This window comes from Methylobacterium sp. Leaf102, assembly GCF_001422425.1.
Lineage (GTDB): Bacteria > Pseudomonadota > Alphaproteobacteria > Rhizobiales > Beijerinckiaceae > Methylobacterium.
In genome coordinates this window covers 219,297-233,197 of sequence record NZ_LMMX01000037.1, presented here as the reverse complement: position 1 = coordinate 233,197, position 13,901 = coordinate 219,297, and the positions used below count along the sequence as shown (strand labels likewise).

Sequence of the window (13,901 nt, the reverse complement as noted above, 5' to 3'; positions counted from 1 at the left end):
AAGTGTCCTTGTGGTTGTGCGCGATGGGGGGTTAGCGTCGGATCATGCCCGAATCGACCAGCCTCCTCGCCTTCGCCCTCGTCTCCCTCGGCATGGTCCTGACGCCGGGGCCGAACATGATCTACCTCGTGTCGCGCTCCATCGCGCAGGGGCCGCGGGCCGGGCTGATCTCCCTCGGCGGCGTCGCGCTCGGGTTCGTCGTCTACATGCTGTGCGCGGCCTTCGGCATCACCGCCCTGCTGCTCGCCGTGCCGTTCGCCTATGATACCCTGCGCTGGGCGGGGGCCGCCTACCTGCTCTACCTCGCCTGGCAGGCCGTGCGGCCGGGCGGGCGCAGCCCGTTCGCGGCACGCGCCCTGCCCCATGACGGCCCGGGCCGGCTGTTCACCATGGGGTTCGTCACCAACCTGCTGAACCCGAAGATCGCGGTGATGTATCTGTCGCTGCTGCCGCAATTCATCGACCCGGCGCGGGGCAGCGTCCTCGTCCAGGCCCTGATCCTCGGCACGGTCCAGATCGTTGTGAGCGTCGGCGTGAACGCTTTCATCGCGGTGGGGGCCGGGTCGGTGTCCACCTTCCTCGGTGGCCGTCCGGCCTGGCAGGTGGCCCAGCGCTGGCTCATGGGCACGGTTCTGGCCGGCCTCGCCCTGCGCATGGCCGCCGAGTCGCGGCGCTGACGCGTCAGCGTGGGCCGAGCGCCCGCGCGAAGGCCGTCAGGTTGTTGCGCATCATCGCCACGTAGGTCGGTGCCGGGCCGTCGGGGCCCGACAGGGCATCGGAATAGACTTTGCCGCCGATGGCCGCACCGCTCTCGCGGGCGATCTGCTCCATGAGGCGCGGGTCGGCGATGGTTTCGAGGAACACCGCCGGGATCTTCTCCGCCCGGATCTGCCGGACGATCCGCGCCACGTCGCGCGGGCTCGCCTCGCTGTCCGTCGAGACCCCTTGCGGCGCGATGAAGGTCAGGCCGTAGGCGGCGGTGAAGTAGCCGAAGGCGTCGTGGGTGGTGATGATCCGCCGCTGTGCGGGGGGAATCTTCGCGATGGTGGCGCGGACCTCGCCTTCCAGGGCATCGAGTTCGCCGAGATAGGCCGTGGCCCGGGCCGCGTACGCCGCCGCATGGGCCGGATCGCGCTTGGCGAGCCCATCGCGGATGGTGGCGACGTAGACCTTGGCGTTGGCGATGCTCTGCCAGGCGTGCGGATCGGCGTGGTGGTCGTGGGCATGGCCGTGCCCATGGTCGTCGGCCTCCTCGATGGGCTTGATCCCCTTCGAGGCCACCACGACGGGTGCCTTGGCGCCGGACGCCTTGATGAGGCGGTCGATCCACCCCTCGAGTCCGAGACCGTTGACCACCACGAGGTCGGCCGCCGCGAGCGTGCGGGCGTCGCTCGGTGCCGGCGCGTAGCCGTGGGCATCGGCGTCGGGCTTGACCAGGGTGGTCACCGCCACCCGCTCGCCGCCGACCTGTGAGACGAGATCGCCGAGGATCGAGAACGTCGCCACCACACGGAGTCTTTCGGGGTCGGCCAGGGCCGGCGCCGCGCCGTAGAGAACGGCGAGCAGCAGGGCGAACGCCATCGGCAGTCCGGTCGGGAGGCGTCCACGCAACATCGGCAAAGGTCCTCGGTTCAGGCTTCCTCGGTTCAGTAGTGTAACATTATCACATTGCCAAGCCTGGATGCCTCGACTTGATCTCTCGTCCCCCCGGCCGCAAACACCGGCCGATCCGATTTCTCGGGGCGTTGAGAAAGTCATAAAAAACCATGGCGCGTCGGCCGCTCCTGAGGGGTGACACCCTCCCCCTCCTGGGCCGTGTCTGGCGCGAGTGGCTCAGCCCCCACCGGGCGACGCTGGCCGTGGTCCTCGTGCTCATCGCCATCGTGGGCGCGGCGACGGGGTTCTACCCGGCCCTCATCAAGGGCGCTTTCGACGCCTTCGACGCCAAGGACACGGCGGCCCTCGCCTACGGTCCCCTCATCGTCATCGCCATCACGTCGATCCGGGGCTTCGCCCTGTTCGGCCAGACGGTGCTGACCAACCGGGTGGTGACGCGGGTCGAGGCCGACATGCAGGCGGCCCTCTACGCCCACCTCATCGACTCGGATCTGGCCCAGCTCGGGCGCGAGAGCCCGGCCGCCTTCACCCAGCGCTTCACCACGGATTTCGCCTTCATCAAGGAGGCGCTCACCCGCATTTCCACGGTGCTCCTGCGCGACATCGCCATGCTCATCGCCCTGGTGGCGGCGCTGATCTGGATGGACCCGCTCCTGACCCTGGTGGCCGGCGTGACCGTGCCGTTCGTCGCCGGCCCCATCGGCCGGGTCGGCAAGAAGCTGCGCCGGGTCTCGACGACGACGCAGGAGCAGATGGGGCTCACCGCGAGCCTCATCTCCGAGAGCCTGCAGGGCGCGCGCATCGCCAAGACCTACGCGCTGGAAGGCTACCTCAAGGGCCGGGCGCAGGGGGCCTTCGACGAGGTACGCCGCCTCAAGATGAAGGCGGCCAACGCCCGCGGGCGCCTCGATCCGCTCCTCGAGATCGGCGGCGGCTTCGCCGTGGCCGCCGTGCTGGTGCTGGTCGGCCAGCGGGTGATGTCGGGCGAGCGCACGGTGGGGGATTTCACCGGCTACGTCGCAGCCCTGCTGCTCGCCGCTCAGCCGGCCCGGGCGCTCGGCACCCTCAACGCCATCCTGCAGGAGGCGGGCGCGGCCCTGCAGCGCTACTTCGCCCTCATGGACGAGGCCCCGCTGATCCGCGAGGCGGCGGACGCCAAGGAACTGCTGGTGGGCGGCGGCGCGATCCGCTTTTCCGACGTGCGCTTCCGCTACCGCGCCGACGCGCCGGCCCTGGAGGGGATCGACCTCGCCGTGCCGGCCGGCGCCACCGTGGCCCTCGTGGGGCGCTCGGGGTCGGGAAAATCCTCGCTGCTCAACCTCGTGCCGCGCCTCTACGACGTCGATGCCGGAGCCGTGTCCATCGACGGTCAGGACATCCGGCACGTGACCTTCGCGTCGCTCCGCCGGGCCGTTGCGGTGGTGTCCCAGGAGGTGGTGCTGTTCGACGACACGGTGGCAGCCAACATCGGCTTTGGCCGCCCCGGCGCCTCCCGAGCCGAGATCGAGGCGGCGGCGGAGGCGGCGGCCGCCCACGGCTTCGTTTCGCGCCTGCCCGAGGGTTACGAATTTCGCGTCGGCCCCGCCGGTGGGCGGCTGTCGGGGGGGGAGCGCCAGCGCATCTCGCTCGCCCGCGCCTTCCTGAAGGACGCGCCGATCCTGCTCCTCGACGAGGCGACGAGTGCGCTCGATTCCGAGTCCGAGCGCCTCGTCCAGGCCGCGCTCCTGCGCCTCATGCGCGGGCGCACCACCCTCGTCATCGCCCACCGCCTCTCGACGGTGCGCGACGCCGATCTCATCGTGGTGATGGAGGCCGGCCGCGTCGCCGAGACCGGCACCCACACCGACCTCATGGGCCGTGGCGGAGCCTATGCCCGCCTGCACCGGATGCAGCTCTCGGGCGACGCCCCCGACGAGACCCTGGCGCCTTGAGGCGACGGCGTGCCGCGCACGTCGACCGCCCGTGACCCCCGCGGAGATACGCCGCCGATGACACCCGAGCCCTACGGCCGCACCAAGAACGGGCAACCCGTCGCCCGCCACACCCTCGCGCGCGGGCGGCTTACCGTGCGGATCCTCGATTACGGCGGAATCGTCTCCGCCATCGAGACACCCGACCGGACGGGACGGAGAACCAACGTGGTCCTGGGCGCCATGGACCTCGCCGGCTACGAGGCCAGCGACGCGCATTTCGGCGCCCTCATCGGCCGCTACGCCAATCGCATCGCGCACGGCCGGTTCAGCCTCGACGGACAGGTCCATGATCTGCCCCGCAACGAGGGGGACAACACCATGCATGGCGGCCCGGCGGGGTTCGACCGCAAGGTCTGGCGGGTTGAATCGGCGACTGGTACCGACCTCACCCTCGCCCATCGCTCGCCCGACGGTGACCAGGGCTTCCCCGGCACCCTCGACGTGCGGGTGACCTACGCCCTTCCCGACGACGAGACCCTGTCCATCACCTACGCGGCCGAGACCGACCGGCCGACGGTTCTGAACCTGACCAACCACAGCTATTTCAACCTCGCCGGCGAGGGCGCGGGCGATGCGCTCGACCACGTGGTGGGAATCGCCGCCGACGCATACCTGGCGGTCGACGCGGATCAGATCCCCACCGGCGAGCGGTGCGCGGTCTCCGGCACGCCCTTCGATTTTCGCACCCCCACGGCCCTCGGCGCCCGCATCCGCGCGGCCGATCGCCAACTGATCCGGGGCCATGGCTACGACCACACCTTCGTGCTGCGCGGAGCCGGCGGCCTGCGTACGGTCGCCACCGCGCACGATCCCGCGAGCGGCCGGCACCTGACCGTGGCCACCACCCAACCCGGCCTGCAACTCTACACCGCCAACATGCTCGACGGCACGGCGACGGGCTCGGGTGGTGGGCTGTACCGCGCCGGGGATGCCGTGTGCTTCGAGGCGCAAGGGTTTCCCGACGCGCCGAACCATCCCGACTTCCCGAGCACCGTCCTGCGTCCGGGCGAATCGTTCTCGGCGGTCACCACGTACCGATTCACCGTCGTATGACCGTTGTCGTGTACGCCGCCGCCGCCCTGTTCGAGATCGGCGGGTGCTTCTCGGTCTGGGCCTGGCTGCGGCTCGGGCGCTCGGCCTGGTGGCTGGTGCCGGGCGCCGTGGCCCTGGGGCTGTTCGCCTGGCTGCTGACGCGCGTCGAGAGCGAGGCGGCCGGCCGCGCCTATGCGGCCTATGGCGGGCTCTACATCGGCGCGTCCCTCCTGTGGATGTGGGGCGCGGAAGGCCAGCGGCCGGACCGCTTCGATGTCACCGGCGCCGCCCTGTGCCTCGCCGGGGCGGGCCTCATCCTCTATGGTCCGCGCACCTGAAAGGTCCGCCGTGGGACTGGATGCGGCAAAGCTGCAGGCCGATTAATTGCACTGCAGCATGGCTGTTTTGCAGTGCGGCATCTTGCGTTTTCGAATGCGAATAGGTCAAAACCGTCGCCTGTCGTACCCGACGCGCGAGATTTATAGTTCACATGTCAAGCCACAACCAGCAGACCAACGGTCGAGAGACGACGCTCAATCGCAGGAAGCTGCTGGAATTCCTGTCCGCCAGCCCGATCCTCGCACCGGGCGCCATCAGCGCGGTCGCCGGAATGCTCGCTGCCGGCACTTCCGGGGCGATGGCTCAGAGCTACGACGTCCTCCGGCAGGCGCCCGTCATGGACGGCGACCTCATCGCCAATCCCGCCCAGGCCCTGAACGTCTTCGATTTCGAGGCGGTGGCGAAGAAGACCCTGCCCCCGGCCCATTACGGCTACCTCGCCAGCGGCGTCGACGGCGACGAGACCCTGAAGGCCAACCGCGAGGGCTTCGAGAAGATCGCCATCCGCGCCCGCCGCCTCATCGACGTGCGCAAGATCGACACCACGGTGAAGATCTTCGGCGAGACCTGGGGCAGCCCCATCGCACTGGCGCCCATCTCCAGCCAGGGTGCGTTCCACCCCGAGGCCGAGGGTGCCGTTGCTCGCGCCTGCAAGGCGAAGAACCATCAGATGATCCTGTCCACCGTGGGCAGCACCTCCATCGAGGACGTGATCAAGGAGCGCGGTTCCCCGGTCTGGTACATGCTGTACCCCACCGACGACTGGGCCGTGACCGAGGCCCTGGTGAAGCGCGCCGAGAAGGCCGGCGCCCCGGCCATCGTGCTCACCGTCGACCGGCAGGGCGGTCGCAACACCGAGACCCTGTTCCGTGAGCGCCGCAGCGATACCCGTACCTGCACCGATTGCCATACGCCCGGCTTCAAGAACGAGGTGAGCCGCAAGCCAATGTTCGACGACCTCGACGTGTCGAAGGTGACGAACCTCTACGGCACCGGCATGACCTGGGACTACGTCAAGCGCCTGCGCGGCATCGTGAAGGGCAAGCTCGTCCTCAAGGGCATCGTCACCCACGAGGACGCCAAGAAGGCCCTGGAATACGGCGTCGACGCCCTCATCGTGTCGAACCACGGCGGCCGCGCCGAGGAGAGCCTGCAATCGACCATCGGCGTCCTGCCGGAGATCGTGGGCGCCGTGAACGGCAAGGTGCCGATCCTCATCGACGGCGGGTTCCGGCGCGGCACCGACGTGATCAAGGCCCTGGCGCTCGGCGCCACCGCCGTCTGCGTCGGCCGCCCCTACGCCTGGGGGCTCGCCGCCTTCGGCCAGCCCGGCGTCGAGATGGTGCTCACCCTCATGCAGCGCGAGTTCGAGACGATCATGCGTCAGGTCGGTGCGACGAAGATCGCCGAGATCAACGCCGCGAGCGTCAGCCGGGCCTGATCCCGCCGGGAGAGCGGGATTTCGTTTCCGCTCTCCCGAGACACCGCGACGCGAAACAGAACCGCCCCGAGGGTTTCCCTTCGGGGCGGTTCTGTTTTCATCGAGAACGCTTTCGGATCAGCTCTTGCGGATCAGCTTACGTGAGCGTCCGCCTCGACCAGGATCTCGCGCTTCCCGGCGTGGTTGGCCGGTCCGACGATGCCCTCCATCTCCATCTTCTCCATGAGGGAGGCGGCGCGGTTGTAGCCGATCTGCAGGCGGCGCTGGATGTAGGACGTGGACGCTTTCTTGTCCCGAAGCACCACCTGCATGGCCTGGGCGTAGAGGTCGCCGCCGGTCTCGCCGAAGCTGCCCTGGTCGAACACCGCACCGTCCATCTCGACCTCGTCGGAGGCCGACCCCTTAGCCCCCTCGCCCTCGTCGGCGGTGACCGCCTCTAGGTAGGATGGCCGGCCCTGGCGCTTGAGATGAGCGACGACGCTCTCGACTTCCGAATCCGAGCAGAACGGCCCGTGCACGCGGGTGGTGCGCCCGCCGCCGGCCATGAACAGCATGTCGCCCTGGCCGAGCAGCTGCTCGGCGCCCATCTCGCCGAGGATCGTGCGGCTGTCGATCTTGCTCGTCCTTGATGGTGCCGGTGATGACGTCGACCGACGGGCGCTGCGTCGCCATGATGAGGTGGATGCCGGCTGCGCGTGCCATCTGGGCGAGGCGCTGGATCGCGCCCTCGATGTCTTTCCCCGCCACCATCATCAGGTCGGCCATCTCGTCGACGACGATGACGATGTAGGGCAGCGGGGTGAGGTCCATCTCCTCGTTCTCGTAGACGGCCTCGCCGGTCTCGCGGTCGAAACCGGTCTGCACGGTCCGGGTCAGGATCTCGCCGCGCCCCCGCGCCTCGGCGAGTCGGGCGTTGAATCCGTCGATGTTGCGCACACCGACCTTGGACATCTTCTTGTAGCGCTCCTCCATCTCGCGCACGGCCCACCTTCTTCGGGTCCGTGACCACGGGCGAGAGCAGGTGCGGGATGCCGTCGTAGACCGACAGTTCGAGCATCTTCGGATCGACCATGATCAGGCGGCACTGCTCCGGGGTCATCCGGTAGAGCAGGCTGAGGATCATGGTGTTGATGGCGACCGACTTGCCGGAGCCGGTGGTGCCGGCCACGAGTAGGTGCGGCATCCGGGCGAGATCGGCGATGATCGGCTCSCCGCCGATGTTCTTGCCGAGGCACAGGGCAAGGCTCTGTTTCGTCTCGGCGAAATCGACGGAGGCCAGGAGCTCGCGCAGGTACACGGTCTCGCGCCGCGCATTGGGTAGCTCGATGCCGATGGCGTTCCGGCCCGGGACCACGGCGACGCGGGCCGAGACGGCGGACATGGACCGGGCGATGTCGTCGGCCAGCGAGATCACGCGGCTCGACTTGGTGCCGGGGGCCGGCTCCAATTCGTAGAGGGTCACGACGGGGCCGGGGCGCACGGCCAGGATGTCACCACGCACGCCGAAATCGCTCAGGGTGGCTTCGAGCAGGGTCGCGTTCTGCTCGAGGGCTTCCGAGGACACCTGGGCTGAGGGTGAGACCAGGGGCGGCTCGGCCAGGAGACCCAGTGCCGGAACCGCGTAGGCACCCGGATTGTGCACAGGAGCCGGGGCCGGACGCCGCTGGGGCACGGGGGGCGACGGCGGCGCGGCGACGCGCGAGCGCGCATCCGGGGGCGCGGGCTGGGGATCTTGCGCGAAGACCGGCTCCTCGCCGCCATCGTCGGGCTCGTCGTCGTGCAGCACGGGAGCGGCCCGTCGCACGGGCGCGGGCGCAGCTTCGGTGTCGAACACCGGTTCGCGGCGCGGATCGCGCGGGCTGGGTGCCTCCCAGGGGGTGTCGTCGTCGGAGAAGGCGCGCCGTGCCGCCAGGGCCGGCGAGGCGCCGTCATGGGCGACAACCGCCTGTGCGGCGCGGCCCTCGCGCCAGGTCTCGACACGCGAGGCCAGGGCGGCGCGGCCACCCATGAGCATCTGCGCCAGGGCGCCGAGGGACACGACTCCGAGGCTCGGTTCGTCGTCCTCGTAGCGGTCGTCGTTGCGGGCGCGGGCGGGCGGCCGCACGGGATGCAGCGGCTCGTCCTCCTCCTCCGGGATCTCGCCCACCCGGCAGGCACCGGTCAGGCTCAGGATGGCGATGGCGGCGAAGAGGAAGCCCACCAACGCCGCGGCTGGCGAGGCGACGATGCCCACGATGGTGCGGGCCGCGTGGATCAGGGCATCGCCGGTGACGCCGCCGAGCCCCGTGGGCAGGGGCCAGCGCGCCGTGGACGGCAGGGCGCTGGCCACCGCGCTCGCGGAGAAGAAGCCGATGATCCACAGGGTGATGCGCAGGCCCCCGCGCGGCAGGGCACGGGAGCGCATGAGCTGCACCCCCCACAGGGCCGGCGGCAGGACGAAAGCAAGGGAGCCGAGGCCGAGGAGCTGCATGGCGAGGTCGGACATCACCGCCCCGCTGGTGCCGAGCACGTTGTGGGCGGCGTGGTCGGTGGCGTGGTTCAGGCTCGGGTCGTCGATGGACCACGTCGCCAGGGCGACGGTCAGGGCCGTCGCGCCGGCAAACAGGATGAGACCGCCCAACTCCGTCATCCGCTTGGCCAGGAACGGCCGAAAGCTGTCGACGAACGTGTCGTAGGGCGATGCGGAACGGCGAAGCGAGCGCATTCGGAACCAGACGCGATGGGGAAACGATCCGGTAACGCTAACGCCCGCGCGGTTAACGGGGGTTTAAGTGTGCTCCTGAGCTCCCGAATGCGACGGATGTCCAAGATGACGTGCAGACGAAAGAAGGCCCCGGATCGTGCGATCCGGGGCCTTCTTTCGTGTTGCCTCGGGCCGCCCCGGAAGTCGGCCCTGGGATCGATCCTAGTAGTTGTAGGCGCGCTCGCCGTGATCGGCGATGTCGAGGCCTTCGCGCTCCTCGTCCTGGGTGACGCGCAGGCCGATGGTGAGATCGACGAGCTTGTACAGGATGGCGGAGCCGATGCCGGACCACAGGATGGTGAAGCCGACGGCCTTGAGCTGGCTCATCAGGGCCGCCGCCGTCTCGTAGGTGCCCACCGCGAGTTCACCGGGCTTCGAGGCGTAGTCCGGCAGGCCGACGCCGCCGAAATCCGGGTTCACCAGGATGCCGGTCGCCACGGCGCCGAGGATGCCGCCGATGCAGTGCACGCCGAAGACGTCGAGGGAATCGTCGTAGCCGAGCGCGTTCTTCACCGTGGAGCACATGATGAAGCACACGGCGCCCGCGACGAGGCCCAGCACGATCGAACCCATGGGACCGGCGAAACCGGCGGCCGGGGTGACGGCGACGAGGCCCGCGATGGCACCCGACAGCATGCCCAGCAGGGAGGGCTTGCCCTTCAGCATCCACTCCACGAACAGCCAGGAGAGGGCGGCGGCGGCGGTGGCCACGAAGGTGTTGAGCATCGCCATGGCGGCGGTGCCGTTGGACTCGAGGTTCGAGCCGGCGTTGAAGCCGAACCAGCCGACCCAGAGCAGCGAGGCGCCGATGGCGGTCATGGTCAGGGAGTGCGGAGCGAGCAGGTCACGGCCGTAGCCGATGCGCTTGCCAAGCATGAGGCAGCCGACGAAGCCGGCGATGCCCGCGTTGATATGCACCACGGTGCCGCCTGCGAAGTCGAGGGCGCCCCATTTGAACAGCAGGCCGGCATCGGCGTTCACCGCGTCGAGGGCCGCCTGTGCGGTCGCCTTCGAGGCGTCGTCGGTGGCGGCGGCCAGCGCCTTGGCGGCGTTGCCGACGGCGTCCGGGCCGCCCCAATACCAGACCATGTGGGCCATCGGGAAGTAGATGAGGGTGGTCCAGAGGATCATGAACACGACGAGCGCCGAGAACTTCATCCGCTCGGCGAAGGCGCCGACGATGAGGGCCGGGGTGATCATCGCGAACGTCATCTGGAAGCAGATGTAGACGTACTCGGGGATCACGACGCCGTTCGAAAAGGTTGCGACGGTGGAGTTGGCGTCGATGCCCTTCAGGAAGGCCTTCGAGAACCCGCCGACGAAGTCGTTCAGGCCGCCGCCGTTGGTGAAGGCGAGGCTGTAGCCGAAGATCACGAACAGCAGCGAGGAAATGCACGCGATGGCGAAGACCTGCGTCAGCACCGAGAGCATGTTCTTCGTGCGCACGAGGCCGCCGTAGAACAGGGCCAGGCCCGGCACAACCATCAGCAGCACGAGGGCGCTGGAGATCAGCATCCAGGCGGTGTCGCCCTTGTTCGGGACGGGCGCGGCCACTGCGGCGGCCGGTGCGGCCTCCGTGGTCGGCGACTGCGCGAGGGATGGCTCGATGAACAGGAGCGCCAGGGCGGCGCCTCCCATTCCGAGCGCCAGGGCATTGCGAAGTTTCATGGAAACAGGACTCCCGGTCACTGTGCGATGCTGAAGGGGGACGATCGTGGGGCGGGGACCGGCGGGCGGCCCGACTCTCCCGGGGGCCGGCGCGCGGACCCGAAGTACGGCTGTGGACTGCGAGGGGCTGCCTCAGAGGGCGTCGACGTCGGTCTCGCCGGTGCGGATGCGGACGGCCTTCTCGAGGGGAAGAACGAAGATCTTGCCGTCGCCGATCTGGCCCGTGCGGGCGGCGGCCGCGATGGCGTCGATGACGCTGCCGGTGAGGTCGGAGGCCACCGCCACCTCGATCTTCAGCTTGGGCAGGAAGCTCACGGCGTACTCGGCGCCGCGGTAGATCTCGGTGTGGCCCTTCTGGCGGCCGTAACCCTTCACCTCGGTGACGGTGAGCCCGTGCACGCCGATGCCGGTCAGGGCGTCCCGGACCTCCTCCAGCTTGAACGGCTTGATGATAGCCATCACGATCTTCATGGGCGGCGCCCCCTTGTCCCGATTGGTTGCCCGGCCGGCGCGCTCTCGCGTCGCGACCCGACGGGTCCGGATGTTCGGCGTGGATCGGACTGACCCAGACGCTCGCCCTTCGTTATTCAAGGACTATGCCAACGGGAACTTTTCGCGTTCGGCCCTATCTGCTTAGAAACTGTCCGTGCCGTGCCCTGGATACGGGCGAAATTCCCGCCAAGTTTGCGCTGTTCGCAAGCATTATGGCGCATCGATAGGCAGATTGAGAGGTGTCCGGGCACCTCGCGAGATGCCTGGACATCGGCGCCGCGCCGCCGCTTAAAGTCAGCCTTCGGCGCGTCGCGGCCGAATCATGCCTTCCTGGGCGACGGACGCCACGAGGGTGCCGTCCCGCGAAAAGATCTGCCCCCGGGCGAAGCCGCGCGCTCCCCCGGCGCTCGGACTGTCCTGGGCATAGAGCAGCCACTCGTCGGCGCGGAACGGGCGATGCAGCCACAGGGCATGGTCGAGGCTCGCCGACTGGATCTCGCCGTCGAACACCGTCTGCCCGTGCGGGATCAGGGTGGCATCGAGCAGCGTCATGTCGGAGGCGTAGGCCAGCACCGCCCGGTGGATGGCGGGATCGTCGGGCAGCCGGTCGACGGCGCGCATCCAGACGTGGAAGCGCGGGTCGCGCGGCGCGCGTCTGAGGTAGCGCTCGATCTCTACGGGGCGCAGCTCGATGGGGCGGCGGCGCCCGAAATAGGACAGGATCGGCGCCGGAATCGCCGCGCCCTCGCGGGCTGCCTGCGCGGCGGCGGCCGGCGCCTCGGCCACCCCTTCGGGGGGCGGCACGTCGGGCATCGTCGCCTGGTGGACGGCGCCCTCCTCCGCGTCGTGATAGGAGACCGACATGGCGAAGATCGCCCGCTCGTGCTGGCTCGCCACCACCCGGCGGGTCGCGAAGCTGCGCCCGTCGCGGATGCGCTCGACGGCGTAGTCGATGGGCGCCTTCGGATCTCCGCCGAGCAGAAAATACGCGTGCAGGGAATGCGGCGGACGCGTCTCCGGCACCGTGCGCGAGGCCGCCACCAGGGCCTGGGCCACCACCTGCCCGCCGAACACCCGGAACCAGCCGGTCTGCAGACTCTCGCCCCGGAAGCGGTCCTGTCCCAGGGGGGCGAGATCGAGGATGTCGAGGAGTTCGGCGACGATGCCGGCCATGGGGACCCCCGGTGGTGGAACGGACGATGCCGCCGCCATAGCAAGCTTGGGGGGCGCGATCCATGCGGCCGGCGACGATGCCGCTGCCGCGGAGGCGGCCCGCGCGTTGCCCTCGACCCCGGGGAGTGGCACTCCGGGCGGATCGGGACGGGGACGCGAGATGACGGGATCGGGGCAGCGCAGGGTGGTGGTGGCCGGGGCCGGAATCCCGGGGCTGAGCCTCGCCCTGGCGTTGAAGCGGGCGCACGGCCCGGCGCTCGCCGTCACCGTCTGCGATCCGGCCCTGGCGTCCGGCGCGGCGCGCCACCGCGGCCGGGCCTTCGCCGTGGCGGCGGGGGGGCGACGGATGTTCGCCCAACTCGGGATCTGGGAGGCCGTGTCCGCGGCGGCCGAGCCGATCCGCGACATGGTGGTGAGCGACAGCCGCCTCACCGACCCGGTGCGACCGGTCTTCCTCACCTTCGCTCAGGAGCCTTCCCCCCAGGATGCGGTGGCGGGCGAGCCCTTCGCCCATATGGTCGAGGCCGAACCCCTGGTCGCCGCGCTGCTGGCGGCCTGCGCGGCGGCGGGGGTGGTCCTCGATCCCGTCGGGATCGCGTCCGCCGATCCGGGGCCCGAGGCCATCGAACTCCATCGCACCGATGGACGAGCCGAGACAGCGAGCCTCCTCGTGGCGGCGGACGGAGCGCGCTCGCGCCTGCGCGAAGGGGCCGGCATCGGCTGGGTCGGCTGGTCCTATCCGCAATCGGGCATCGTCGCGACCATCGGGCATGAGCGTCCCCATGGGGGCCGGGCCTACGAGCATTTCCTGCCGAGCGGCCCGTTCGCGATCCTGCCCCTCGTCGAGGGCGGCGCATTGGGGCACCGCTCGTCCATCGTCTGGACCGAGCGGGCGGCGGACGTGCCGGCTCTTCTCGGTGGCGGACCCGACGAGACTTTGGTGGAGATCGAACGCCGGTTCGGCCACGGCCTCGGCCGGATCGTGCTGGAGGCCGGCCCGAGCGCGCACCCCCTCGCCTTCGGGATCGCCCGCCGGTTCCGGGCCGACAGGATGGCGCTGCTCGGCGACGCGGCCCACGTCATCCACCCCATCGCGGGACAGGGGCTGAACCTCGGGCTCGCGGGCGCGGCCTCCCTGGCGCAGGCCGTCACCGACGCCCTGCGGCTCGGCCTCGATCCCGGCGCCCCCGACGTGCTGCAGACCTACGAGCGCGAACGCCGGTTCGAGACCCTCGCCATGGGGGCGATGACGGACGGGCTCAACCGCCTGTTCTCCACGGACGCCCTGCCGGTGCGCCTGGCGCGCGATCTCGGCCTCGGCCTCGTCGATCGCCTGCCGGGCCTCAAGCGCCTGTTCATTGGGCAAGCCGCCGCGGCACGCGGCACCCTGCCGAAACTTTTGCGCGGGCAGGCGCTCTAGGCC

General features: G+C 70.0%; 10 protein-coding genes and 1 pseudogene. 6 read left to right on the top strand and 5 right to left on the bottom strand.

Annotated elements, in window-relative coordinates; translation table 11 throughout:
* Positions 1-44 precede the first annotated feature (44 nt).
* Positions 45-677, top strand: a complete 633-nt coding sequence (locus ASF27_RS17190; RefSeq protein WP_056173753.1) for a LysE family translocator — start codon at positions 45-47, stop codon at positions 675-677.
* A 4-nt stretch (positions 678-681) separates the two neighbouring features.
* Here the strand turns inward: ASF27_RS17190 and ASF27_RS17185 are convergent, their stop codons facing one another.
* Entirely contained in the window at positions 682-1,581 is a 900-nt protein-coding gene (locus ASF27_RS17185) for a zinc ABC transporter substrate-binding protein (protein ID WP_156467574.1), read from the bottom strand.
* Between the two features lie 185 nt (positions 1,582-1,766).
* On the opposite strand from ASF27_RS17185, the gene ASF27_RS17180 reads away from it, so the two are divergent.
* From ASF27_RS17180 to ASF27_RS17165, 4 genes are all read left to right on the top strand, one after another.
* Positions 1,767-3,548, top strand: a complete 1,782-nt coding sequence (locus ASF27_RS17180) for an ABC transporter transmembrane domain-containing protein (RefSeq protein WP_056361982.1) — start codon at positions 1,767-1,769, stop codon at positions 3,546-3,548.
* Between the two features lie 57 nt (positions 3,549-3,605).
* Positions 3,606-4,643 (top strand): aldose epimerase family protein, encoded by a 1,038-nt coding sequence (locus ASF27_RS17175; RefSeq protein ID WP_056361980.1) that lies wholly within the window; start codon positions 3,606-3,608, stop codon positions 4,641-4,643.
* Complete coding sequence (locus ASF27_RS17170) at positions 4,640-4,960, top strand: YnfA family protein (RefSeq protein ID WP_056361977.1); 321 nt, start codon at positions 4,640-4,642, stop codon at positions 4,958-4,960. Before ASF27_RS17175 ends, ASF27_RS17170 begins: the two co-directional genes overlap by 4 nt.
* Before the next feature lie 152 nt (positions 4,961-5,112).
* Positions 5,113-6,402: an alpha-hydroxy acid oxidase gene (locus ASF27_RS17165; protein WP_056361973.1), complete on the top strand. Its 1,290-nt coding sequence runs from the start codon at positions 5,113-5,115 to the stop codon at positions 6,400-6,402.
* Positions 6,403-6,533: 131 nt separating this feature from the next.
* Here ASF27_RS17165 and ASF27_RS17160 read toward each other — a convergent pair.
* The 4 genes and pseudogenes from ASF27_RS17160 to tesB all read right to left on the bottom strand — a co-directional run bounded on the left by ASF27_RS17160 (position 6,534) and on the right by tesB (position 12,478).
* Positions 6,534-9,106, bottom strand: a pseudogene (locus tag ASF27_RS17160) (DNA translocase FtsK).
* A gap of 201 nt (positions 9,107-9,307) precedes the next feature.
* A complete protein-coding gene (locus ASF27_RS17155; RefSeq protein ID WP_056173726.1) occupies positions 9,308-10,813 on the bottom strand; it encodes an ammonium transporter in 1,506 nt (501 codons plus the stop codon).
* Positions 10,814-10,945: 132 nt separating this feature from the next.
* Positions 10,946-11,284, bottom strand: a complete 339-nt coding sequence (locus ASF27_RS17150; protein WP_056094106.1) for a P-II family nitrogen regulator — start codon at positions 11,282-11,284, stop codon at positions 10,946-10,948.
* A 315-nt stretch (positions 11,285-11,599) separates the two neighbouring features.
* A complete protein-coding gene (tesB, locus tag ASF27_RS17145) occupies positions 11,600-12,478 on the bottom strand; it encodes an acyl-CoA thioesterase II (protein ID WP_056262031.1) in 879 nt (292 codons plus the stop codon).
* Positions 12,479-12,638: 160 nt separating this feature from the next.
* Between tesB and ASF27_RS17140 the strand changes: the two genes are divergently transcribed.
* On the top strand, positions 12,639-13,898 hold the full coding sequence (locus ASF27_RS17140) for an FAD-dependent monooxygenase (protein ID WP_056361970.1): 1,260 nt from the start codon (positions 12,639-12,641) through the stop codon (positions 13,896-13,898).
* The last annotated feature ends 3 nt before the right edge of the window (positions 13,899-13,901 follow it).